At 69.1% G+C, this 22565-nt stretch carries 22 protein-coding genes; 15 read left to right on the plus strand and 7 right to left on the minus strand.

The window, feature by feature from the left end:
- Window positions 1-190 precede the first annotated feature (190 nt).
- Window positions 191-622 (plus strand): 50S ribosomal protein L11, encoded by a 432-nt coding sequence (rplK, locus tag LXM64_RS04030; protein ID WP_137417828.1) that lies wholly within the window; start codon window positions 191-193, stop codon window positions 620-622.
- Window positions 623-636: 14 nt separating this feature from the next.
- Window positions 637-1329, plus strand: coding sequence for a 50S ribosomal protein L1 (gene rplA / locus LXM64_RS04035; RefSeq protein WP_137417827.1), 693 nt, complete (start codon window positions 637-639; stop codon window positions 1327-1329).
- Window positions 1330-1381: 52 nt separating this feature from the next.
- Here the strand turns inward: rplA and LXM64_RS04040 are convergent, their stop codons facing one another.
- Entirely contained in the window at window positions 1382-1657 is a 276-nt protein-coding gene (locus LXM64_RS04040; protein WP_234074731.1) for an acylphosphatase, read from the minus strand.
- A gap of 78 nt (window positions 1658-1735) precedes the next feature.
- Window positions 1736-2356, minus strand: coding sequence for a LysE/ArgO family amino acid transporter (locus LXM64_RS04045; protein WP_234074732.1), 621 nt, complete (start codon window positions 2354-2356; stop codon window positions 1736-1738).
- Window positions 2357-2424: 68 nt separating this feature from the next.
- On the opposite strand from LXM64_RS04045, the gene LXM64_RS04050 reads away from it, so the two are divergent.
- Window positions 2425-3318 carry a LysR family transcriptional regulator ArgP gene (locus LXM64_RS04050; RefSeq protein ID WP_234074733.1) on the plus strand — a complete coding sequence of 298 codons (894 nt, stop codon included), beginning with the start codon at window positions 2425-2427 and terminating at the stop codon, window positions 3316-3318.
- On the opposite strand, the gene LXM64_RS04055 is transcribed toward LXM64_RS04050, so the two are convergent.
- Both LXM64_RS04055 and LXM64_RS04060 read right to left on the minus strand, forming a co-directional pair.
- Window positions 3305-4333: an NADP-dependent oxidoreductase gene (locus LXM64_RS04055; RefSeq protein ID WP_234074734.1), complete on the minus strand. Its 1029-nt coding sequence runs from the start codon at window positions 4331-4333 to the stop codon at window positions 3305-3307. The two genes, LXM64_RS04050 and LXM64_RS04055, sit on opposite strands and share 14 nt — an antisense overlap.
- A gap of 111 nt (window positions 4334-4444) precedes the next feature.
- Complete coding sequence (locus LXM64_RS04060) at window positions 4445-5092, minus strand: TetR/AcrR family transcriptional regulator (RefSeq protein ID WP_234074735.1); 648 nt, start codon at window positions 5090-5092, stop codon at window positions 4445-4447.
- 127 nt (window positions 5093-5219) lie between these two features.
- On the opposite strand from LXM64_RS04060, the gene LXM64_RS04065 reads away from it, so the two are divergent.
- The 12 genes from LXM64_RS04065 to LXM64_RS04120 all read left to right on the plus strand — a co-directional run bounded on the left by LXM64_RS04065 (window position 5220) and on the right by LXM64_RS04120 (window position 19450).
- Window positions 5220-6011, plus strand: coding sequence for a sugar phosphate isomerase/epimerase family protein (locus LXM64_RS04065; protein WP_234074736.1), 792 nt, complete (start codon window positions 5220-5222; stop codon window positions 6009-6011).
- Window positions 6008-7123 carry a Gfo/Idh/MocA family protein gene (locus LXM64_RS04070; RefSeq protein WP_234074737.1) on the plus strand — a complete coding sequence of 372 codons (1116 nt, stop codon included), beginning with the start codon at window positions 6008-6010 and terminating at the stop codon, window positions 7121-7123. Before LXM64_RS04065 ends, LXM64_RS04070 begins: the two co-directional genes overlap by 4 nt.
- Window positions 7124-7128: 5 nt before the next feature.
- Entirely contained in the window at window positions 7129-8247 is a 1119-nt protein-coding gene (locus tag LXM64_RS04075) for a Gfo/Idh/MocA family protein (protein WP_234074738.1), read from the plus strand.
- The gene (locus LXM64_RS04080) at window positions 8244-9254 is read left to right on the plus strand and encodes a sugar phosphate isomerase/epimerase family protein (RefSeq protein ID WP_234074739.1); all 1011 of its coding nucleotides are present in this window, start codon (window positions 8244-8246) and stop codon (window positions 9252-9254) included. The genes LXM64_RS04075 and LXM64_RS04080 overlap by 4 nt, the downstream gene beginning before the upstream one ends.
- Before the next feature lie 211 nt (window positions 9255-9465).
- Window positions 9466-11112 carry an ABC transporter substrate-binding protein gene (locus LXM64_RS04085; protein ID WP_234074740.1) on the plus strand — a complete coding sequence of 549 codons (1647 nt, stop codon included), beginning with the start codon at window positions 9466-9468 and terminating at the stop codon, window positions 11110-11112.
- Window positions 11109-12185 (plus strand): ABC transporter permease, encoded by a 1077-nt coding sequence (locus LXM64_RS04090; RefSeq protein ID WP_234074741.1) that lies wholly within the window; start codon window positions 11109-11111, stop codon window positions 12183-12185. Before LXM64_RS04085 ends, LXM64_RS04090 begins: the two co-directional genes overlap by 4 nt.
- 1 nt (window position 12186) lies before the next feature.
- Complete coding sequence (locus tag LXM64_RS04095) at window positions 12187-13092, plus strand: ABC transporter permease (protein ID WP_234074742.1); 906 nt, start codon at window positions 12187-12189, stop codon at window positions 13090-13092.
- 1 nt (window position 13093) lies between these two features.
- Entirely contained in the window at window positions 13094-14137 is a 1044-nt protein-coding gene (locus tag LXM64_RS04100) for an ABC transporter ATP-binding protein (protein WP_234074743.1), read from the plus strand.
- Window positions 14134-15195, plus strand: a complete 1062-nt coding sequence (locus LXM64_RS04105) for an ABC transporter ATP-binding protein (protein ID WP_234074744.1) — start codon at window positions 14134-14136, stop codon at window positions 15193-15195. The genes LXM64_RS04100 and LXM64_RS04105 overlap by 4 nt, the downstream gene beginning before the upstream one ends.
- Complete coding sequence (locus tag LXM64_RS04110) at window positions 15192-16256, plus strand: LacI family DNA-binding transcriptional regulator (RefSeq protein WP_234074745.1); 1065 nt, start codon at window positions 15192-15194, stop codon at window positions 16254-16256. The genes LXM64_RS04105 and LXM64_RS04110 overlap by 4 nt, the downstream gene beginning before the upstream one ends.
- Complete coding sequence (locus LXM64_RS04115) at window positions 16253-17887, plus strand: FAD-dependent oxidoreductase (RefSeq protein WP_234074746.1); 1635 nt, start codon at window positions 16253-16255, stop codon at window positions 17885-17887. The genes LXM64_RS04110 and LXM64_RS04115 overlap by 4 nt, the downstream gene beginning before the upstream one ends.
- Window positions 17888-17959: 72 nt before the next feature.
- The gene (locus LXM64_RS04120) at window positions 17960-19450 is read left to right on the plus strand and encodes a glycoside hydrolase family 5 protein (RefSeq protein ID WP_234074747.1); all 1491 of its coding nucleotides are present in this window, start codon (window positions 17960-17962) and stop codon (window positions 19448-19450) included.
- Between the two features lie 57 nt (window positions 19451-19507).
- On the opposite strand, the gene LXM64_RS04125 is transcribed toward LXM64_RS04120, so the two are convergent.
- From LXM64_RS04125 to LXM64_RS04135, 3 genes are all read right to left on the minus strand, one after another.
- The gene (locus LXM64_RS04125) at window positions 19508-19978 is read right to left on the minus strand and encodes a MarR family winged helix-turn-helix transcriptional regulator (protein WP_234074748.1); all 471 of its coding nucleotides are present in this window, start codon (window positions 19976-19978) and stop codon (window positions 19508-19510) included.
- 10 nt (window positions 19979-19988) lie between these two features.
- Window positions 19989-21680: an MDR family MFS transporter gene (locus LXM64_RS04130; protein WP_267955128.1), complete on the minus strand. Its 1692-nt coding sequence runs from the start codon at window positions 21678-21680 to the stop codon at window positions 19989-19991.
- Window positions 21681-21822: 142 nt separating this feature from the next.
- Complete coding sequence (locus LXM64_RS04135) at window positions 21823-22476, minus strand: YqaJ viral recombinase family protein (protein WP_234074749.1); 654 nt, start codon at window positions 22474-22476, stop codon at window positions 21823-21825.
- Window positions 22477-22565 lie beyond the last annotated feature (89 nt).

Below are 22565 nucleotides of genomic sequence, written 5' to 3' on the forward strand. Positions count from 1 at the left end.
CGCGACCGCCCCGCCGGACCCTCCGGCGGGGCGGTCGTCGTGCCGCGCCCGCCCGTCGTCCGACACGCCCGGTGATGCGGTAGAGTGTTGTGGTTTGCGTGCCGCTCCGGCGCGCTGCGACAACCGCTTCCCTCGACGGGATGCGGGAGAGCCGATGCATCCGGCATCCGCTCGATGAAAGGAAAGAAGAATGGCACCGAAGAAGAAGGTGACCGGCCTGATCAAGCTTCAGATCAACGCCGGTGCAGCCAACCCGGCGCCGCCGATCGGCCCCGCGCTCGGTCAGCATGGCGTCAACATCATGGAGTTCTGCAAGGCGTACAACGCCGCGACCGAGTCGCAGCGCGGCAACGTCATCCCCGTGGAGATCACCGTCTACGAGGACCGCAGCTTCACCTTCATCCTGAAGACCCCGCCCGCCGCGGAGCTCATCAAGAAGGCCGCAGGCGTCGCCAAGGGTTCGAAGACCCCCCACACCGTCAAGGTCGCCAAGCTCACCAAGGACCAGGTGCGCCAGATCGCCGAGACGAAGATGCCCGACCTGAACGCGAACGACATCGAGGCTGCCTCGCTGATCATCGCCGGCACCGCCCGCTCCATGGGCATCACGGTCGAGGACTGAGGGAGATAACGAACATGGCTACCAAGTCCAAGGCATTCCGCGCGGCCGCCGAGAAGATCGAGGCCGACAAGTTCTACACCCCGACCGAGGCTGTGACCCTCGCGAAGGAGACCGGGTCGAAGAAGTTCGACTCCACCGTCGAGGTCGCCCTCAAGCTGTCGGTCGACCCCCGCAAGGCGGACCAGATGGTGCGCGGCACCGTCATCCTCCCGCACGGCACGGGCAAGACCGCCCGCGTCATCGTCTTCGCGACGGGCCCGGCCGCCGAGGCTGCTCTCGCTGCGGGCGCTGACGAGGTCGGCGGCGCCGAGCTGATCGAGAAGGTCGCGGGCGGCTACACGTCGTTCGACGCCGCCGTCTCGACCCCCGAGCTCATGGGCCAGGTCGGTCGCCTCGGTAAGGTCCTGGGTCCCCGCGGTCTCATGCCGAACCCGAAGACCGGCACGGTGACCCCGAACCCGGCCAAGGCCGTCGAGGAGATCAAGGGCGGCAAGATCGAGTTCCGCGTCGACAAGCACGCCAACGTGCACTTCGTCGTGGGCAAGGCGTCGTTCTCGGCCGACCAGCTCGACGAGAACCTGAAGGCCGCTCTCGAGGAGATCGTCCGTCTGAAGCCGTCCAGCTCCAAGGGCCGTTACATCCAGAAGGGTGCGGTGTCGACCACGTTCGGCCCCGGTATCCCGCTGGACGTCAACGCGCTGGTCTGAGACACGTCTCACAGGAAGGGCCCCGTCTTCGGACGGGGCCCTTCCTGCATGCTCAGGCGTCTTCTCTGATGTCGAAGCTGAGCGGTCCCGTGGGGGTGGTCTCCGAGACCTCCACGCGCTCGACGTGCGCTGCGCTCGGTCCTTTGCGAAGCCAATCGATCATCCGATCCACGCGGCCTTCCTCGCCGTGGAGCTCGGCCTCGACCGTGCCGTCTCGGCGGTTTCGCACCCAACCGGCCACGCCGAGGCGAGCGGCGGCGTCGTGGGCGGCGTAACGGAAGCCGACGCCCTGCACGGCGCCGCTGACGATCACTCGGACATGACGCATGCGCACATTGTGCCGTGGATGCACGTGTGGTGCTGCGGGCTGTCGCGAACGACGCGTGGGTGGCAGGATGCGTCCGGATCAGCCTCCGAGGACGAGGCTGAGCGCGATCACGGCCATGACGACGGCGATGATCGCGTCGAGGATCCGCCATGCCACCCGGGACTCGAACAACCGGCCGACAAGCCGGGCGCCGTACGCGAGCGAGAAGAACCACGCCACGCTCGCCGTCATCGCACCGGCCGCGAACCACCATCGTGTGTCGCCGTGCGTGCTCGCGACCGACCCGAGCAGGAAGACGGTGTCGAGGTACACGTGCGGATTGAGCCAGGTCAGCGCCAGGCACGTGAGCAGAGCCGCGGTGAGCGAGGTGCGGGCGACCGGGGGAGAGGGCGTCGCATCGACGGACGATGCGGCCGCCGGGCGCCAGGCCCGCCGGGCCGCGAGCAGCGCGTACCCGAGGAGGAACGCGACACCCGCCCACCGCGCGACCTCGATCGCCCAGGGGACGGCGGCGAGGACGAGCCCGAGGCCGGACACGCCGACCGCGATCAGCGCCGCATCCGAGGCGGCGCACACGAGCGCGACGGCGAGCACATGCTCGCGCCGGATGCCCTGGCGCAGCACGAACAGGTTCTGCGCACCGATGGCGACGATGAGCGAGAGGCCGAGGCCGAGGCCCGCGGCGAGGGAGGAGAACACGCTCCGACGTTATGATCGGCAGTGCATGAGCACCAGTTCGGATTTCTTCATCATCATAAGCTGTGCTCATGGTTGATCTTCCGGCTGACCTCGCTGCGACCCTCGCCGCCGTCGTCGACACGGGAACGATGGAGGCGGCGGCTCGCCGACTTCACATCACCCCCTCGGCGGTCAGTCAACGCATCCGAGCGCTGGAGGAACGGCTGGGCCGTGTCCTGCTCGTGCGTTCCAAGCCCGCTCGCGCGACCGCCGACGGGGAACGAGTCGTGCGCCTGGCCCGGCAGTACGCGCTGCTCTCGCACGACGTGCTGCGAGAGCTGGGCGAGGCGGGCGAGGGTGAGAGCCGAGCGGCGGTCAGTCTGTCGCTCGCCGTCAACGCGGATTCCTTGTCGACCTGGTTCGTCGCCGCGCTGTCACAGGTCTCGGCGCTGCACGACGTGGTGTTCGATCTCCACCGGGACGATCAGGACTTCACCGCCGAGATGCTCGCGTCGGGGCGCGTGATCGCCGCGGTCACGTCGCGGGCCGACCCCGTGGCCGGATGTCGGGTGCGTCCCCTCGGAGCGATGCGCTACCGCGCCGTGGCGACGCCGACGCGCGCGCGGGAACTTGAGCGTCTGGGAGCGGAGCACGCCCGGGTCGTCGATTACGACCGCCGCGACGAGCTGCAGACCAGGTGGTTGCAAGAGCGGGGCGTCGATCCCGCGTCCCCGCCCCGCAGCTTCGTGCCCGGTTCGCACGCCTTCGCCGATGCGGTGCGCGGCGGTCTCGGGTGGGGGATGCTGCCCGATCTCCAGACGGAGGCGGATCTCGCCGACGGCTCGCTCGTGCTGCTCTCCGGGCCGCCCGTGGACGTCCCGCTGTACTGGCAGCAGTGGAACCTGACGTCTTCCCTGCTGGATGCGGTCGCGGATGCGGTGGCGGAAACGGCGGGCAGAGCGCTGAGGATCATGCCTCGCTGATGCGCAGCACGGACTTTCCCCGGGTGCGGCCGCGCTCCAGCTCGCGGTGCGCCCTGGCCGCATCCGCGAGCTCGTACACGGCGTCGATGTAGACCTGGATCGATCCGGTGTCGAGCAACCGCGCGAGGGTCGCGAGGACGTCTCCGTCGGGGATGACCTTGTAGCCGGTGGCGCGCACCCCCACCTCCGCCGCAGCCTCAGCGAAACCGGGCCAGCCGCCACTGGGCACCATGACGTACAGACCGCCGGGGCGGATGACGCCCAGCGAGCGTGTTCCGACCTCGTCCTCGGTGTTGGCCACGAGGTCGATCACGACGTCCATGTCCGCCACGACGTCCTCGAACCGCGTGGTGGCGTAGTCGATGACCACCGATGCGCCGAGCTCCCGCAGCCACGCGGCATTGCGGGCGGAGGAGGTGACCGTCACATGGGCGCCGAAGTACGCGGCGAGCTGCACCGCGAAGTGGCCCACGCCGCCGCTCCCGGCGTGGATCAGCACGCGCTGGCCCTCGTGGGCATGCGCGGTCTCCACGACGACGCCCCAGGCGGTGAGGGCGGCCAGGGGGATCCCCGCGGCCTCGACATGCGAGAGCGAGGCGGGCTTGCGGGCGAGCGACTGCGACGGCACGACGACGTACTCGGCGTAGGTGCCGCCGGTGCGCGGAAAGGGCACCATCCCGAAGACCTCGGTGCCGGCGGGCAACGGGTGCGACTCGAACGGCGAGGCGACCACCACGCCGCTGAAGTCGAAACCCAGCGCCGCCGGGTAGGCCGCGATGGCTCCGCTCACTCCCTGGCCCGCCCGCGTCTTCGCGTCGATGGGATTCACTCCTGCGGCGACGACGCGCACCAGCAGCTCTCCGAGCACCGGCTGGGGAACCGGGAGCTGGGTCTCGTGGAGGAGCTCCGGCGCTCCGGTCGAGTCGATGACGGCGGCGCGCATCCGGGTCGGGACGTCTTCGGCCCGCATCGGCGCGGAGGAGGGGGCGTCGTGTCTCAGCGGTCGGGGGATCATCGGCCGCTCCTTTCGCTGCGGAAGGCATCGGTCATGCGATGCGGTGACTGCCCTCAGTCAATCGCGGCTATGTCTCGTGGGCGTTACCCGGGTGTCACCGTGTGGAGAACGTCACAGCTCCGCGGCAGGCGTGGGCGGCACCTCAGGAAGTTCGACGCGGATGATCTCGGTCAGGCGCTCGCGCAGGCGGCCGGGCATGTCGACAGCCGTCGGGGAGAGCAGCCACTGGATCTGCAGGCCGTCCATGATGGCGATGATCTCCTCCGCCAGGCGGAGTCCGTCGACGGAAGAGTCTCGCAGCAGACCGCGGGAGCGAAGGTCCTCGAAGGCCATCGTGAGATGGCGGCGTGAGTTCTCGTACCGACGTACGAAGTAGGCGTGGGCGGGGTGGGCAGGGTCGGTCGCCTCTGCGGAGAGCACGGCGTACAAGCTCACGATCCCCGGGGTCGTGGCATTGGCGCCGGTGAGCGCGACGAGCCGGGCGAAGTGGTCGAGTCCATCGTGGCCCGGGCCTGGGGCACCTTCGAAGAAACGCAGCGAATGACGCCGATCCCGCTCGTCGAGGACGGCCTCGAGGAGTGACTCCTTCGTCGGGAAGTGGTGGAAGAGCCCGGCGCGGGAGACACCGCAATCAGCGGCGATCTGGCTCATGCTCGTCTGCCGGTAACCGACGGTGCCGAATGCGGTGAAGGCCGCGGAGACGACCTGATCGCGACGGCGTCGACCACTGGCGTAGCCGCGCGGAGAGGGTTCGGGCATGGGGACGACCCTAGCGGGGCTGGACGAAACCGAAAACCGGCACTACTGTCGGTTTTCGTCAACTCCATCGCGTGGCATCGCCGCCCGCCCACCTGCGCACCGTCGCGTCAGAGAATCGAGGACCCCCATGACCGAAGCCGCACTGTCCGTTCAGCTGTACTCGCTGCGCGAGGCGCTGGCCGTCGATCGGGAGGACACGTTGGCGCACCTCGCCCGGCTCGGAGTGCGTCGCGTCGAGGCCTACGGCATCGTGGAAGGGGGAGTGTCGCTGGCGGAATCCCTCGCGCGCCACGGCCTGCGCAGCCCGAGCGTTCACGCTCCGCTCGTGGGTGCCGGAGAGGACGGCGCAGCGACGCTGGACGAGGTGTTCGACGCGGCTGTCCGTCTCGGAGCGCATACGGTCTTCGAGCCCATGGTGTGGGGTGAGCACTGGCGCGACGAGGATGGCGTGCGCCGCACGGCCGATCGGCTGAACCGGGCGGCGGCCGCGGCCGCATCCCGTGGCCTGCGGGTCGGCTACCACAATCACTCGCAGGAGTTCCACCACTCGATCGATGGTCGGAGCGCTTACGAGTTCTTCGTCTCGCTTCTGCGCGCGGATGTCGTCCTGGAACTCGACGCCTATTGGGCCGCCGTCGGACGGCAGGACGTGCCCGCGCTCGTGACACGCCTCGGAGGGCGTCTGCGAGCGCTGCACGTCAAGGACGGCGCCACCGGGGTCGACCCCTTCCTTCCCGACTCGCCGCAGGGTGATCTGGGACAGGTCCCTGCGGGGCAGGGGGAGGTGCCGTTGACCGCAGCGCTTCTGGCGGCGACCTCGCTCGAGCTCGCCGTGCTCGAGTTCGACGAGTACGACGGCGATCTGTTCGAGGGACTCGCGGCAGGCGTCTCCTTTCTCGCCGAGGCGGGCATCCGATGACCGGTACCGGGCCCGTCGGCGTCGGCGTCATCGGGGCGGGGATGATCAGCGACACCTACCTCGACAATCTGCGCTCGTTCCCCGACGTCCGCGTCCTCGCCATCGGTGACCTGGACACGGCACGCGCGGCCGCACAGGCGGCGCGGCACCAGGTGTCCCTCGCCGGTGGCCCCGAGGATGTGCTCTCCCACCCCGACGTGGAGATCGTCGTCAACCTCACGATTCCCGCCGCGCACGCCGCGGTCAGCGCGGCCGCGATCGCCGCAGGCAAGCACGTCTGGTCGGAGAAGCCCATCGGGATCGATCGGGCGAGCGCCCGCGACCTGCTCACTGCCGCGGATGCGGCGGGCCTGCGCGTCGGCGTCGCCCCCGACACGATCCTGGGCCCGGGCCTGCAGACGGCGCGACGCGCCGTCCTGCGCGGCGACATCGGGGTCCCGCTGTCGGCTCATACGACCATGCAGTACATCGGTCCCGACACCTTCCACCCCGACCCGGAGTTCCTCTTCGCCCGAGGCGCGGGGCCGCTCTTCGACATGGGCCCGTACTATGTCTCGGCGCTCGTGAGCATCCTCGGCCCGATCGATCGGGTGATGGCGCTGGGCTCCCAGTCACGCGCCACGCGCGAGATCCAGGTCGGCGATCGCGCGGGTACCGCTTTCCCGGTCGAGGTCCCGACGCATGTGCAGGCGCTGACCCGTTTCGAGGGCGGCGCCGCAGCCGACAGCGTCTTTAGCTTCGACGCCGTGCTGGCCCGCAGCGGAGTCATCGAGATCAACGGGACAGAGGGCGCGCTCGTCGTGCCCGACCCGAACACGTTCGGCGGCGAGGTGCGGGTGGGGCGTGCCCTCGGCGGCGCCGAGCCGAGCTGGGAGACCGTGGAGCCCGTCGGCATCGAGGCGGGCCGCGGCCTCGGAGTTCTGGACATGGCGCGGGCGATCCGTGCCGATGCCGCGCACATCGCGACGGGCCGGCTGGGCTATCACGTGCTGGACACCCTCGTGGCGATCGACGAGTCCATCGACGCCGGCGTTCCCATCGTGGTCGACAGCTCCGTGGAGCCGTTGCCGCTCGTGCCCGCGGACCGCGACCCGCGGCAGGTGACACTGTGACGCGGATGTCCCCGGTGCGGGCCGGGTTCCTCGGCGGCGGCTTCATGGCGGCCGTCCACTCCCGCGCCGCTCGTGCCGCGGGTGCTCGCCTCGTCGCGCTCGCCAGCTCCTCACCCGAACGGGCTGCGCAGGCCGCGGACCGGCTCGGGATCGGGCGTCCCGCCGCCCATGCCGCCGAACTTGTCACCGCTCACGACATCGACGTCGTCCACGTGTGTACGCCGAACCGCGACCATGCCGAACAGGCGCTGGCCGCGCTCGCCGCGGGCAAGCATGTCGTCTGCGAGAAGCCGCTGGCGACGTCCGTCGAGGACGCGCGCGCGGTCGTCGCCGCGGCGGCCGAGGCCGGCGTCGCGGGGGCCGTGCCGTTCGTGTATCGATATCACCCGGTGGTGCGTCAGGCGCGCGAACTCGTCGCGACGGGCGCCGTCGGTCGCATCCTCACGATCGACGGAGCATACCTGCAGGACTGGCTCTTGGAGTCGGGCGACACCGACTGGCGCGCGGATGCGAGCCTCGGCGGCGCCTCCCGGGCCTTCGCCGACATCGGCTCCCACCTGTGCGATCTCCTCGAGTTCGTCACGGGACGCCGGATCGTCGCGCTGTCCGCGCGCACCTCGACGGTCTTCGACACGCGCGCGGGCTCCGTCGTCGAGAACGAGGACATCGCCGCCGTCGTGGTGGAGCTCGAGGGCGGCGCGCTCGGGACCCTGCTGGTCAGTCAGCTGGCTCCCGGCCGCAAGAACGGGCTGGTGCTCGAGCTTCACGGCTCGGCGCGGAGCCTACGGTTCGCTCAGGAGCGTTCCGAGGAGCTGTGGATCGGCTCCCGGGAGGGGTCGCAGCTCGTACTGCGCGATCCGGGCGCTGTCGGCGACCGTGGTCTCTCACTCGTTCCTGCGGGCCACCCCATGGGCTACCAGGACGCATTCAACGGCTTCGTCGCGGACGCGTACGCGGTGCTCGATGGAGCATCGCCTGACGGTCTGCCCACGTTCGCGGACGGCCTGCGCGCCGCCGAGATCACCGACGCCGTCCTCACCTCCGCACGCGAACGGCGCTGGGTCGATGTCGCCCCCGTTCCGGCGCCACCGGAGTCTTCGGCCGCAGCGAAGGAGTTGACATGACCAGCACGCATCCCGTCACGTTGTTCACGGGGCAGTGGGCGGATCTTGCGTTCGAGGAGGTTGCGCGTCTTGCGGCGTCGTGGGGGTATGACGGGTTGGAGATCGCGGCGTCGGGGGATCATCTGGATCTGCGTCGTGCGGATGAGGATGGTGCGTATCTCGCGTCGCGCCGGGAGGTGCTTGATCGTTACGGGTTGCGGGTGTTCGCGATCTCGAACCACTTGGCGGGGCAGGCGGTGTGTGATGCGCCGATCGATTTTCGGCATGAGGCGATCGTGCGTGAGTACGTGTGGGGCGACGGGGATGCGGAGGGGGTGCGTCGGCGGGCGGCGGAGGACATGAAGCGGGCGGCGCGGGTGGCGCGAAAGCTCGGTGTGGACACGGTGGTGGGGTTCACGGGGTCGTCGATCTGGCCGTATGTGGCGATGTTCCCGCCGGTGCCGGCGTCTGTCATCGAGGCGGGGTTCGAGGATTTCGCGGCGCGGTGGAATCCGATCCTCGACGTGTTCGACGGGGAGGGTGTGCGGTTCGCGCATGAGGTGCATCCGGGGGAGATCGCGTACGACTACTGGAGTTCGGTGCGGGCGTTGGAGGCGATCGATCACCGCGGCGCGTTCGGTTTCAACTGGGACCCGTCGCACATGATGTGGCAGAACATCGACCCGGTCGGTTTCATCTGGGACTTCCAGGACCGGATCTATCACGTGGACTGCAAGGACACCAGGATGCGGCCTCGCAACGGCCGGGCCGGGGTCCTGGGTTCGCACCTGCCGTGGGGGGATCCTCGCCGGGGGTGGGACTTCGTCTCCACCGGTCACGGCGACGTGCCCTGGGAGGACTCGTTCCGCGCCCTGGAGGCGATCGGCTATACGGGGCCGATCTCGATCGAATGGGAAGACGCGGGCATGGACCGCCTCCACGGCGCAGCCCAAGCCGTCGAGTTCGTCCGCAGCCTGCTCTGGCCCACCCCCACCGCCTCCTTCGACGACGCCTTCCGCAACCAATAACCCACCGGAGCCCGGGCGGCTCTTGACTTCGCCCGGGCTTCTTCATAACCTCTTGCTCATACGTAGAAGCATCCACTTTCCTCGCTCGAATGGATTGCTCATACGAATGAACACGAGGTGGCCTCCGGAGCACAACAGCGTGCTCCCCGCAGTTGAGCACCGCGGCTCCACGCCGCGGACACCCCCGAACATCCAGTCGAAGGAGACAGGAATGCGCACCACCAGACGAGTCCTCGCCGCCGTACTCGCGGCATCCGCCCTCGTCGCCGTCGCCGGCTGCACGGCCGGCACGACCTCCGCGGGCGGAACCAGAGCCGACACCATCATCTTCGGCAAGTCGGACGGCGGCACCACCTACGTCCGCAACTACAACGTCCTCGGTCCCGCGACCGAGAAGGCGCCGAATGCAGAGCTCATCTACGAGCCGCTGGCGCGCATCGACTACGCCAATGGCGCGGTGGTCGAGCCCTGGTTGGCCGACTCCCTCGACTTCGACGAGTCCGGCACCCGACTCACGATCGACATCCGCGACGACGTCACCTTCTCCGACGGCGAGGCGCTCACGGCGGATGACGTGGCCTACTCGCTCTCCCTTCCGCTCGAGCGGCCCGAGCTCAACCTCGCCGGTGTCACCTACGCAGGCGTCGAGAAGGTCGACGACGACACCGTGCAGGTCTCCTTCGACGAGCCGTCGTTCGCGGCGCTGAACCAGTTCGCCTCGAGCTCGCTTCCGATGGTGCCCGAACACATCTGGAAGGACCAGGATCTGACCACCTGGACCAACCCCGACCCGGTGGGCACGGGCCCGTTCACCCTCGATGCCTTCGCCCCGCAGCAGGTCACGCTCAAGGCGCGCGACGACTACTGGGGCGGGAAGCTCCCCATGGCGTACATGAAGATCCTCGCGACCAGCGGCGAGACCGTGAAGGCGCAGCTCCTGCGCGGTGACGTCGATTGGGCGCCGGTCGGATGGCCGAACGCGGAGGAGGAGTTCGTCGCTCAGAGCCCGGAGACGAACCTCTACCAGCTGTATGCCACCGGCGGCGCGTACTCCATGATGTACAACACCGCTCAGGCGCCGTTCGACGACGTCAACGTGCGACGCGCCTTTGCGATGTCGATTCCGCGATCGGACATCACCGCCACCCTGAACCGTCCGGGCACCGAAGCCGGTCCCACGGGTCTCGTCGACCAGATCTACTCCGACTGGATCGCTCCGGAGTATCAGGGGATGGTGCAGGAGGTCGACGCGTCCGCAGCTGTCGAGGCTCTCGCCGCCAGCGGATACGAGGTAGTCGACGGCGCACTGGTCAAGGACGGCGAGACGTTCACTCCCCGGCTCTCGTTCAACCAAGACTTCGGGTGGAACGCCTACGCCGACATCATGATCAACAGCTGGAAGAAGGTCCTCGGGGTCACCGTCGCGCCCGCGGGCGCACCGGGCGCCACCCTGTACGACCAGCAGAAGACCGGCGACTTCGATCTGACGATCGCGACGACGGGTGGAGCGGGCGTGTACGGCGTGTACAGCTTCCTCGACAGTCGCTACGCCGAGCCGCTGGGTACGGCCGCGGCAACGAACATCGGGCGCTGGAACGATGCGGAGACCGACCAGGTGCTCGCCGAGATGACGCGGGCCGCCGACGAGGCGACGATGAAGGACCTCGGGATGCAGATGCAGCGCATCGTCGTCGACGAGGTGCCGTTCTCGCCGCTGTACAACTCGTACTGGTTCGTCGACGTGAACGCCTCTCACTGGAAGGGCTGGCCGACGCCGGAGGACTTCGATGCAGTGCCCTTCCCGAGCCTCGGGCCCGACACCATCCGGACCCTCCTGTCCCTCACGCCCGCATCATGAGCCTGGCGCCAGGAGCCGTCACCTCTGCCACGGTCAGCGTGGCGCAGGTGACGGCCAAGAGGAGGCCGCGACGCGGCCGCGGGATCTTCCTGCTGCGCCGGTTCGGGTTCTATCTCGCCGCGGCGTGGGCGGCGATCACCCTCAACTTCGTCATCCCTCGACTCATGCCCGGCGACCCGTCGGCGGCGATCATCGATCAGCTGGAACGTGTGAGCGGACAGGCCCTGCCGCCGGCCACGTTGCAATCGATCCAGGGGCTGTTCGGCAACCCGCAGGAGAACCTCTTCGAGCAGTACGGGGCGTACCTCGTGCAGCTGTCGCGATTCGACCTCGGCGTCTCGATCGTCAACTTCCCCGTTCCGGTCGCGGACCTCGTGGCCACGGGGTTGCCGTGGACCCTGCTGCTGGTGGGAACGACGACGATCGCCGCGTTCCTGCTCGGCACGGCCCTCGGTGTCGCGGCCGGATGGCGGGCCGGGTCGCGGTTCGACTCGATCGTCACACCGCTCACCACCTTCTTGTCCTCCGTGCCGTACTTCTGGATCGCCCTGCTCGCGGTCTGGTACTTCGGGTTCATCCTCGGCTGGTTCCCCCTCGCGGGCGGCTACGATCCGAACCTTCCAGTCGGATTCAATCTGCCGTTCATCCTGAGCGCGCTGCAGTACGGCGCGCTGCCCGCGGCGACGATCGTCTTCTCCGCCTTCGGAGGCTGGATGCTCGGCATGCGCAACATGACGGTCACCACTGTCGGCGAGGACTACGTGCTCCTCGCTCAGGCGAAGGGCCTGTCGTCGTCCCGCGTGCGCTGGCGCTATGCGGCCCGCAACGCCATGCTGCCTCAGTTCACCGGCTTCGCGATGGCGCTGGGCGGTGTGGTCGGAGGGGCGCTGCTCACCGAGATCGTGTTCAGCTACCCCGGCATCGGCTACCTGCTCTTCTCCGCGTTGCAGAAGCGCGATTACCCCGTGATGCAGGGCGTCTTCCTCCTCGTGACACTCACGGTTCTGCTGGCGAATCTCATCGCGGACTCCGTCTACGCCTGGCTCGACCCGCGCGTGCGAGAGGAGAAGTGACGTGAAGTACCGCCTCTTCGCGAACGGCAAGGTGACCTTCGGGGTCGTCGTGCTGGGGTTCTTCGTCCTGCTGGCGTTGTTCGGGCAACTGCTCCTGGACATCTTCGGGCTGGATGCGCGTGCGAACGACATCTCGGCCATCTCGCAGCCGCCGAGCCCGCAGCATCTGCTGGGCACGACGCAGTTCGGTCAGGACGTGTTGGCGCAGGTCGTCGAGGGAGCGCGCGGCTCCATGTTCGTCGGTTTCCTCTCCGCAGCGATCGGCACCCTGCTCGCCATCCTCGTGGGGGTGCCCTCCGGCTACTTCCGCGGCGTCACCGGCCAGGCCCTCAACTTCGTCACCAATCTGTTCCTCGTGATGCCCGTGCTCCCGCTGATCTTCGTGGTGGCGGGATACCTGCAGGGCACCGGTCTCGTGATGATCGCCGTCATCATCGGCGTCTTCGGCTGGGCCGGCGGTGCGAGGACGCTGCGTGCACAGGCCATGAGCGTGAGCAGCCGCGACTTCGTCCAGGCGATGCGCATGATGGGGGAATCCCACACCCGCCTCATCTTCACCGAGGTGCTTCCGCACCTGTACGGCTGGATCGCGTCGATGTTCCTCGGCGGACTCATCGGCGGAGTCATGGCCGAGGCCGGCCTCGCCTTCCTGGGAGTGTCCGACTCCTCGGCGGTCAGCTGGGGGACCATGATCCAGGCCGCCCAACAGCAGAGCGCCGTGCTCCGAGGACTCTGGTGGTGGCTCGTGCCACCGGGGCTGTGCATCGCACTGGTCGGCACGGCCGCCGCGCTGATCAACTTCGGCGTGGACGAGCTCGCCAACCCGAAGCTGCGTTCGGCATCGCGCCTCGTGGCAAAGCGCACCGCGCGCGTGCGTCGCGCAGCGGTCGCCGTGGAAGGAGCCTGAGATGACCATTGCCGCCGAGAACCGTGCGGAGGCCGCATCCGTGTCCGAGCGCGATGACGACGTCCTGCTCGAGGTCGAGCAGCTCAGCGTGGAGTACGCGTCCCTCGGCGCTCCCACCCGCGCCTGCGCCGATGTGACGTTCTCCCTACGCCGTGGCGAGATCCTCGGTGTCGTGGGCGAGTCCGGCTCGGGGAAGTCGACCTTGATCACGGCGCTCACGCGCCTCCAGCGTCCGCCGGCCGTGACGACCGCCGGGCGCATCATGTACCACCCGCGTGAAGGCGGTGAGGCCATCGACCTCGTGACCCTCACGCCCAAGAGACTGCGGGAGCTGCGGTGGACACGACTGTCGATCGTGCTGCAGAGCGCGATGGATGCGTTGAATCCCGTCATGAGGCTGGGTGCGCAGTTCGTGGATGTGCTGCGCACCCACGACCGTTCCCTCTCGAAAGCGGCGGCTTGGGATCAGGCGCGTCATCTGCTGTCGCTGGTCGGCATCTCCGCCGACCGGGTACGCAGCTATCCGCACGAACTCTCCGGTGGGATGCGGCAGCGGGCCACCATCGCCTTGGCGCTCGCGTGCCGTCCCGAGCTCATCGTGATGGATGAGCCGACGACGGCCGTGGATGTCGTGATGCAGCGGCAGATCCTGGCGCAGGTGCTGCGCCTGCGCCGGGAGTTCGGCTTCGCGGTGGTGTTCGTCACCCACGATCTGTCGTTGCTGCTCGAGCTCGCGGATCGCATCGCCGTGATGTACGCGGGCCGCGTGGTGGAGCTCGCCGCCGCATCCGAGATCTATCGCTCGCCGTTGCATCCCTACACGAAGGGGCTGCGCGACTCGTTCCCGCCCCTGCACGCCACGGCCACCCGACTGGAGGGGATCCCCGGCACGCCCCCGGATCTGCGGGCACTGCCCGCCGGATGCTCCTTCGCCCCCCGGTGTCCGCACGCGTTCGACCGGTGTGTGCGCGAACTGCCGCTGCCCGTCACCCGCGGCGACCGCGAGGTCGCCTGTCACCTGCACGACGAGGAGGTCCCCGTATGAGCGACGCGGTTCTGGAGGCGATCGATGTCTCCAAGCACTTCACGGTGACCGGCGCCGTGGGTCGCTCCGCGACCGTGCGCGCCGTCGAAGGGGCGAGCATCCGCCTCGTCCCGGGGCGTGTCACGGCGGTGGTGGGGGAGAGCGGCAGCGGCAAGACCACGCTCGCCCGGATGCTCGCCCGCTTCTACGAGCCGACCTCGGGCGAGATCCTGCTCGACGGGCGGCCCGTGGCGACCGGGCGGAACGTGGACAAGGCCTACCGCAAGGCCGTACAGCTGATCTTCCAGGACCCCTTCGGCTCGCTCAACCCGCTCCATCGCGTGCGGCACAACCTCGACCGCGCGCTCCGGCTGCATCAGAGTGCGACCACGCGCGGCGAGCGCGAGCAGCAGATGATCGATCTCCTCGAACGGGTGAGCCTCAGCCCCGCCCGCGATTTCCTGGACAAGTTCCCGCACGAGCTCTCCGGCGGACAGCGCCAGCGCGTCGTGATCGCGCGGGCGCTGGCCGTGAAGCCGCGCGTGCTGCTGGGCGACGAGCCGATCTCGATGCTCGACGTGTCGATCCGGCTCGAGATGCTCAACCTGCTGAACCGCCTGTGCCGCGAGGACGGCCTCGCGATGCTCTACATCACGCACGACATCGCGAGCGCCCGTTACCTGTGCGACGACATCGTCGTCATGTACGCCGGACAGATGGTCGAGGCGGGGCCCAAGGACGAGGTCATCTCGCGTCCCCAGCATCCGTACACGAAGCTGCTCGTCGAGTCCTCTCCCGACCCCCACCGTGCCACGAACCTCGGCCGTGACGAGCTGTTCGGGACCGCCGACGACCTCGGCGAGCCGCCCAGTCTGATCGAGCCGCCGGAGGGATGCCGCTTTCATCCGCGCTGCCCGTTCGCGATGGAGCGCTGTCGCACCGAGACGCCCCCGCGCACGGTGCAGCCGGACGGCCACTGGGCCGACTGCTGGCTGCACCAGGTCGGTCGCTCCGACCTCATCGCCGACACCGCGATGACCGCCCCCAGCCCCCTGACGCCCACGGAGGAACCCGCATGACCGATCAATCCTCGCTCCCCCCTCGCGGGCGCGTCGCGCGTCAGGCCGATGTCGCGCGCCTGGCGGGGGTCTCGCAGTCCGCTGTCTCCCGGGTGATCAGCGGCGACGCGTCGTCGTCCCGGATTCCTGAGGAGACGCGGCGCCGCGTGCAGGATGCGATCGCACAGTTGGGATACGTGCCCAATCCGGTGGCGCGCAACCTCCGTGGCAAGCGCACCCAGCTGCTCGGCGTGCACACCTTCGAGCCGTTGTTCCCCCACGCGCGCGAGTCGTTCTACTTCGAGTTCCTCCTCGGAATCGAGGAGCGCGCAGAGGAGAGCGGGCACGACCTCGTCCTCTTCAGCTCCACGGGCGACGGCTCCGGCACGCGTCGCATCTACCGCGCCGAGACCAACCGCCTGACCATCGCAGACGGCAGCATCCTGCTCGGCATGAGCCCGGACCGCGCGGAACTCGCCAGGCTCTGGCAGGACGGATATCCCTTCGTCCACATCGGACGTCGCGACGTGCCAGGAGCCCCCTTCCCCTGCATCGTGCCCGACTACTGGAGCGCCGCCGCGGAGATCGTCGAGCGCTTGCACGCGAACGGTCACCGCAGCATCGCGTACGTGAGGGACTCCATCGGTGGCGAGCCCTACGACGACCGGCGTGCCGGGTATCGGGAAGCCGTCGAGCACCTGAAGCTCCGCGACGACTCCCCGGGGTACACCGACGAGGTGTCCGGGCTCCCCGACGTCGTCGTCGACGCGCTCGCGACCGGCCGGGCGACCGCCGCCGTCGTCGAGTCCGAGCGGATCGCCGACACGCTGCGCGCACGTCTCGCAGAGCGGAACGTGTCCATCCCGGTCGACGTGTCGGTCGCTGTGCTCGAGGACACCGCGGCGACCGGCGCGGGCTGGAGCGATCTGCGCATCCCGCGGAAGGAGATCGGCCGCATCGCCGTGGACAGGCTCATCGCCATGGTCGAGGATCCGACCGCCCCCAGGGAGAGCGTCTTGGTGCGGTGCGAGCTGGTCGCGGGCAGCACGGTCGCCGAGGCGCGGACGGAGCGTGACGTATGAGCAGGACGGATGCGGATCTTCTCATCATCGGCGGCGGATGCGGCGGCATCGCCGCGGCGCTGACGGCACTGCGGCTCGGGCTTCGCGTGCTGCTCACCGAGGAGACGGACTGGCTCGGCGGGCAGCTCACGGCTCAAGCCGTGCCGCCCGACGAGAACGCGTGGATCGAGGGGCCGCACGCCTCGCCCGGGTACACCGATTTCCGGCAGCGGGTGCGTGCGTACTATCGCCGCAACTACCCGCTGACGCCGAAGGCCGCGGGGGACCCGCTGCTGGACCCGGGATTGGGGATCGTCAGCCGCCTCTGTCACGAGCCACGGGTCGCGGCGGCGGTGATCGAGGAGATGGTCGCGCCGTGGCTGGCCTCCGGGCGGCTGCGCGTGCTGTTCGAGCATCGGCCCGTCGCCGTCGAGACGGCGGGCGACCGCGTCCGCTCGGTCACGGTGCGCGCCGCCGACGGCGCGGAGAAGGAACTGCGGGCGCCGATCGTCGTCGATGCCACGGAGCTGGGCGAGCTCATCGAGCTCGCCGGCGTCGAACACGTCATCGGAGCGGAAGGGCGTGACGACACGGGTGAGCTGCACGCGCCCGAGACCGCTGACCCGATGGACCAGCAGGCGATCTCATGGTGCTTCGCCCTCGAACACCGTCCGGGGGAGGACCACATCGGGGACAAGCCCGCTCGCTACGACCACTGGCGCACGCACGTGGATCCGTTCTGGCCGGGGCCGCAGCTGTCGTGGGTGGACGTCGAGCCGATCGGGTTGCGCGTCCGCACGCGCCCGATCTTCCAGCTGCATCCGACTCCCGACGTGCCCTTCGACCTGTGGCGCTTCCGTCGGGTGGTGGCGGCGGAGAACTTCCGCGACGGCACGATCGATTCCGACGTCTCGCTCGTGAACTGGCCGCAGATCGACTACTGGGAGGCCCCGCTGCTGGGCGTCGGTGCGCAACAGCGTGAGCGGGCGCTGGCCGCCAGCCGCGAGTTGTCCGCGTCGTTCCTGTACTGGATGCAGACCGAGGCGCCGCGCGAGGACGGCGGTCACGGCTACCCCGGGCTACGACTGCGTGGTGACGTGACGGGAACCGCCGACGGCTATGCGAAGGCGCCGTACATCCGTGAGGCGCGACGGGCGCTCACCGAGTTCCGCGTCGTGGAACAGCACGTGGGCGTCGAGGCGCGCGGCGCGGGTGCCGGCAGCGAGCTGTTCGCCGACAGTGTCGGCCTCGGCCACTACCGGATCGATCTGCACCCGAGCACCGCGGGACGCACCTACGTCGACATCGAGTCGTACCCGTTCCAGATCCCGCTGGGCGCGCTGCTTCCGGTGCGGGTCGACAACCTCCTGCCCGCGGGCAAGAACATCGGCACCACCCACATCACGAACGGGTGCTACCGGCTGCACCCCGTGGAGTGGGCGATCGGTGAGGCCGTGGGCGCACTAGCCGCGTTCAGTCTGCGAGAGGCCCGGCCGCCGCGGGCGGTCCGCGCCGACCGGCGACTGCTCGAGGACTACCAGCGTCTGCTCGGCGACACGCTCGGTATCGGTCTGCGTTGGCCCGAAGAGGTGCGCACGCATCACTGGAAGCCCCGGCCCGCGTCGCAGGATGCGGTCGTGTCGACCGGTTGAGAGATCTTCCCGGCTTCGGCCGGAAGCGTCGTGGGCAACGAGGCCGGCGACGAACAGGAAAGGGAACACACCATGCACCGATCCTCCTCACGCGCACGTCGGCGCTGGCCGGTGGCGGTCGCCTCCGCGCTCGCCGCCGTCGCGCTGTCCGTGCCTCTCGCGGCACACGCCGCAGCGGGGCCGGACAGCGCAGCGGCGAGTCCTGCGGTCGCCGCTCTGCCGGCCCTGCAGGTCGACGGCAATCGCATCGTCGACGCGAACGGCCAGGACGTCGCCCTGCGCGGAGTCTCCGTGCTCGCCCCCGAACAGAACGACCTGTGCGAGTACTGCAATGCGCGGCCCACATCCGAGCTGATCGACGTGGCCGTGGATTGGAACGCGCGGGTCATCCGCCTTCCGGTCACCGAGATCGGCGCGACGACGGATCTCGCCGCCTACGACGCCGAGTACATCGCCCCGTACGTCGCTCAAGCGGTCGAGCGCGGCGTCTACATCATCATCGATCTGCATCTCGTGCGGAACTACGGGGACGCGGCCGGCGCCGTGCCGCGCTCGACGGTCGAACGGTTCTGGGACTACATCGCGCCCGTCTACGGCTCGAACCCGAATGTCGTGTTCGAGGTGTTCAACGAGCCGATCTCGCCGGCGAGCTGGAACACCTGGAAGGACTACATCCAGCCGGTCGTCGACGGGATCCGCGCTGAGGCGCCGGACACCCTCCTGCTGATGGGCTCCCCGCAGTGGAGCACGATGCTCAATGGTGCGTTGACCAATCCCATCGTCGACGACAACACGGCCTACGTGTACCACCTGTACCCGAATCAGGGGGCGCCGACGACCGCACTCCTGGACCAGAAGTTCGGTACGGCAGCCCAGACGTTGCCGGTCGTGGTCAGCGAGTTCGGCTGGAACCCGCCGGGGGAGTTCTCGGACTCGATCACCGCGGGAACGACCACGAACTGGGGCGTGCCCTTCCGGACGTACATGGACGCACGACCCTGGATCGGGTGGCAGGCGTGGATCCTCGACAACTTCTGGAAGCCGCAGATGTTCGATTACGACTGGAACATCCTCGCCGGTGAGCACCAGGGGCAGTTCGTGAAGGACTGGCTCGCAGGCGCCCCGAACACGTCGCCCTGCGCGGACCACGATGCGATCGGCGCGAGCGTGCAGGTGTCTTCGCAGAACAGTGCGTCCACACCCGGCACGAAGCTGGTCGACGGCGACTGCTCGGACGCGGGCCGCTGGCTCTCCGCCGTCGGGGATGCGACACCGACGGCAACGTTCACCTTCGCCCAGCCGCTCGATGTGGCCTCCGTGGGGGTCTACAGCGGCTACGGCACCAGCACGGGCACGGTCCTGGTGGACTTCTCGATCCAGGCTCACACGGCTGCGGGGTGGCAGACGGTCGCGAGTGTCACCGGCAATACCCAAGGGGCGCGGGAGATCGCCGTCGGCGTCGCCGGCGTCGATCAGCTGAGGCTCGTCGTGACGAACCCCTCCGCGTCCACGACCGAGGCGAAGATCGCGCGCGTCCACGAGATCGCCGTGCACATCGGTTGACCCTCGAGAACGAGAGGGCCCCCGCACCGGATGCCGGTGCGGGGGCCCTTCCTGATCTCAGGAGACCGTGCCGGGGTTGATGCCGGCCATGAGCGCTTGGAGCAGGCGGCGCAGGTTGTCGATGTCCGAGACATCCCAGCTCTCCAGCGCGCGTACGAGCACGCCCTCCTGCGGAGCGCGTGCGGCCACGAGCCGCTCGAGCCCGTACTCGGTGGGCGAGAGCAGGCTGGAGCGACCGTCGGCAGGGTCCGGGGAGCGCGTGATGAGACCGAGGGCCTCGAGTTCGCGCACCGTCCGGCTGAGCTGTCCCTTGTCCAGCAGGAGGTGATCCGCCAGCGTCGCCTGCGTCACGGTCTCGTGGCGCGCAATGGTCGTGAACACCTTGTACGCGCCGGGGAGGAGTCCCGGGCTGACGCGATGCGCGTTCTCACTGATGACGCGTCGGAACTGTCCGATGAGGTCGCTGAACTGGGCCTCGAGTGCACGCACGGCCTCGGTGCGCTCCTCGTCGCTCGACTTCTCGGACATCGTCATCACTCTACTTGCGCTCGTCGCCCGCATCCGGCGTGCCCGACTGCGTCGTGATGGCGCCGGTGGCGGTCAGCGTGGCCATGGCCTCGGGCACCGAGACCGTGGCGAGATCCGCCTCGGAGGCGTGCGCCCGCTCGGTCGTGGTCATCCGCGTCAGCGGGGTGTTCGGGAGGAAGACGATCGCCAGCACGCTCAGGACGGCGACGGGTACGGCGATGAGGAACGCGTGCGAGATGCCGTTCGCGTACACATCCTCGAAGATGACCCGGAGCGGCTCGGGCATGGCCGAGACCTGCGGCAGAGTGCCCGAGCTCAGCTGCGTGGCCCACTCCGCGCCGGCCTTGCCGAGCCCGGCCAGTGCCGTGCGGACCTCGTCCGCGCGGTCGGTGAGCAGATCCGTCACCCGGGTCGCCAGGGCGGCGCCCATCACGGAGACGCCGATCGTTCCGCCGAGGCTGCGGAAGAACGTGACGCCCGAACTCGCGGCGCCGATCTCGCTCGGGTGCGACGTGTTCTGCACGACGAGCACGAGGTTCTGCATGGTCATGCCGACGCCGGCGCCCAACAGGAACATGTACACGGACACGAGGGCGAAGGGGGTGTCGTAGTGGATCGTCGAGAGCAGCGCGGAGCCCGCCGTCAGCAGCACACCACCGGCGATGAGGTAGGGCTTCCAGTGGCCGAACCGGGTGATCAGCGCACCGACGCCCATGGATGCGACGAGCAGTCCCGCGATCATCGGGATGGTCATGACGCCGGCCTCGGTCGGCGTGGCGCCGCGGGCCGACTGCATGTACTGGCTGAGGTACACGGAGGCGCCGAACATGGCGATGCCGGTGGCGATCGAGGCGATCACGGCCAGGGTGAAGGTGCGGTTGCGGAAGAGCGTCAGCGGGATGAGGGGTTCGCGCACCCGCAGCTCGACGACGATGAACAGCGCCGTCGCGAGGATCGCGCCGCCGACCATGAACAGCGTGTTCAGGCTCCACCAGTCGAACGACTTGCCGGCAAGGGTGACCCAGATGAGCAGAAGGGAGACGGCGGTGGCCAGCAGGACGATGCCCGTGTAGTCGATCGATACCTTGCGCGGCGTGCGCTGGGGCAGGTGCAGGGTGCGCTGAACGATGAGCAGAGCGGCCACGGCGAAGGGAAGCGCGACGAAGAAGTTCCAACGCCAGCCCCACGCGTCCGTGATGACGCCGCCGAGCAGCGGGCCGCCGACGGTGGCGACCGCCATCACGGCGCCGAACAGGCCCATGTAGCGCCCGCGCTCACGCGGGCTGATGATGTCCGACATGATGACCTGGCTGAGCGCAGCCAGGCCGCCGGCGCCGATGCCCTGCACCGCGCGGAATGCGATGAGCATCTCAGGGCTCTGCGAGAACCCGGCGGCTGCGGTGGCGAGCACGAAGATCGCGATGGCCAGTTGGTAGAGCACCTTGCGGTTGGTGAGATCCGCGAGCTTGCCCCAGATGGGGGTGGTGATCGCGGTGGTCAGCAGGGTCGCGGTGACGACCCATGTGAAGGAGCTCTGGTCCCCGGACAGGTCGTGGATGATCACGGGGAGTGAGGTCGAGACGACGGTCGATGCGAGCATCGACACGAACATGCCCAGCAGCAGTCCGGACAGGGCTTCGAGGACGTGACGGCGCGAGGTCTTGCTCGACGCGTCCGTCGGACGGGAGATGGTGGTGGTCACAGCGGCATCCTTCGGTGGGGTGCGGCGTCATCGGCGCAGTAAGTTGATGTATGTCAACGATTGAGTTGAGTCAACTATATGATCAATCGTTGAGGCGCGTCAACTATTCCCGACTGCCAGGGTGCGGGAAGCGAGCGACGGGTCAGTCGCTGAAGACGAGTGCGCGATATTCGCGACGCGGCGGGGCCTCCGGGGCCGGCGCAGGCGCGCGACCGCGCGTGGTGCGCAGGTGCAACTCGTCGATGAGGGCGGTCGCAAGGCGCACGAGCTTGCCGATCTCGACCTCGTCGCGTTCGACCCATGCGCACCGCGGCTCGTCGTCGACGGGGACGAAGCCGTCGTGCTGCTCCCAGGCGACGAGGGTGCGCTCGGCGCCGAGCACGTGCTGCTGCCACCACACCTGACGAAGGTAACCGCGCGGGATCGACCGCCACGATTTGTTGGTCGTCTTGATCTCCGCCAGCGTCACCCGGCCTTCGGCGTCGACCGCGATGCCGTCGGGGGTCGCGAGGTGCCGCTTCTCCACGACCGCGTGGAAGAGCGCGGACGAGGGCAGGATGCCGTGGGTCGCCGCGACCCAGGCGGCGATCTCGGGCTCGCGTCGCCGGCCGTGATCGGTGTAGGCGTTGCCGGAGAACCTCGAGCCGCCCAGCTTCTGGTCGGCGGCCTTCGCGATCGCCCGCTCACTCGTGAGCGATGCCACATCCGTCGCCGTGATGCCGCGTGAGCGCGCCCGGATCCACGCCACCCGGTCGCGGGAGTCCGCGACGATGCGAGCGGCGAGTTCGGGGGTCACCTCTCGAGAGTACGCCCGGTGGCCGACGCCTTCGAGAACGACATGCGCCGCCGGCGGCGCCGGGGCGGACATTTGGAACGGCTGGGAAA

The sequence above is a fragment of the Microbacterium binotii genome, assembly GCF_021398715.1.
GTDB classification, from domain to species: Bacteria; Actinomycetota; Actinomycetes; order Actinomycetales; family Microbacteriaceae; genus Microbacterium; species Microbacterium binotii_A.

Bases quoted from the DNA above. Each gene is read 5' to 3' on its own strand.
- rplK (WP_137417828.1), top strand. From the start codon at position 191: ATGGCACCGAAGAAGAAGGTGACCGGCCTGATCAAGCTTCAGATCAAC.
- rplA (WP_137417827.1), top strand. From the start codon at position 637: ATGGCTACCAAGTCCAAGGCATTCCGCGCGGCCGCCGAGAAGATCGAG.
- LXM64_RS04040 (WP_234074731.1), bottom strand. From the start codon at position 1,657: ATGCGTCATGTCCGAGTGATCGTCAGCGGCGCCGTGCAGGGCGTCGGC.
- LXM64_RS04050 (WP_234074733.1), top strand. From the start codon at position 2,425: ATGGTTGATCTTCCGGCTGACCTCGCTGCGACCCTCGCCGCCGTCGTC.
- LXM64_RS04055 (WP_234074734.1), bottom strand. From the start codon at position 4,333: ATGATCCCCCGACCGCTGAGACACGACGCCCCCTCCTCCGCGCCGATG.
- LXM64_RS04060 (WP_234074735.1), bottom strand. From the start codon at position 5,092: ATGCCCGAACCCTCTCCGCGCGGCTACGCCAGTGGTCGACGCCGTCGC.
- LXM64_RS04065 (WP_234074736.1), top strand. From the start codon at position 5,220: ATGACCGAAGCCGCACTGTCCGTTCAGCTGTACTCGCTGCGCGAGGCG.
- LXM64_RS04070 (WP_234074737.1), top strand. From the start codon at position 6,008: ATGACCGGTACCGGGCCCGTCGGCGTCGGCGTCATCGGGGCGGGGATG.
- LXM64_RS04075 (WP_234074738.1), top strand. From the start codon at position 7,129: ATGTCCCCGGTGCGGGCCGGGTTCCTCGGCGGCGGCTTCATGGCGGCC.
- LXM64_RS04080 (WP_234074739.1), top strand. From the start codon at position 8,244: ATGACCAGCACGCATCCCGTCACGTTGTTCACGGGGCAGTGGGCGGAT.
- LXM64_RS04085 (WP_234074740.1), top strand. From the start codon at position 9,466: ATGCGCACCACCAGACGAGTCCTCGCCGCCGTACTCGCGGCATCCGCC.
- LXM64_RS04090 (WP_234074741.1), top strand. From the start codon at position 11,109: ATGAGCCTGGCGCCAGGAGCCGTCACCTCTGCCACGGTCAGCGTGGCG.
- LXM64_RS04100 (WP_234074743.1), top strand. From the start codon at position 13,094: ATGACCATTGCCGCCGAGAACCGTGCGGAGGCCGCATCCGTGTCCGAG.
- LXM64_RS04105 (WP_234074744.1), top strand. From the start codon at position 14,134: ATGAGCGACGCGGTTCTGGAGGCGATCGATGTCTCCAAGCACTTCACG.
- LXM64_RS04110 (WP_234074745.1), top strand. From the start codon at position 15,192: ATGACCGATCAATCCTCGCTCCCCCCTCGCGGGCGCGTCGCGCGTCAG.
- LXM64_RS04115 (WP_234074746.1), top strand. From the start codon at position 16,253: ATGAGCAGGACGGATGCGGATCTTCTCATCATCGGCGGCGGATGCGGC.
- LXM64_RS04120 (WP_234074747.1), top strand. From the start codon at position 17,960: ATGCACCGATCCTCCTCACGCGCACGTCGGCGCTGGCCGGTGGCGGTC.
- LXM64_RS04125 (WP_234074748.1), bottom strand. From the start codon at position 19,978: ATGTCCGAGAAGTCGAGCGACGAGGAGCGCACCGAGGCCGTGCGTGCA.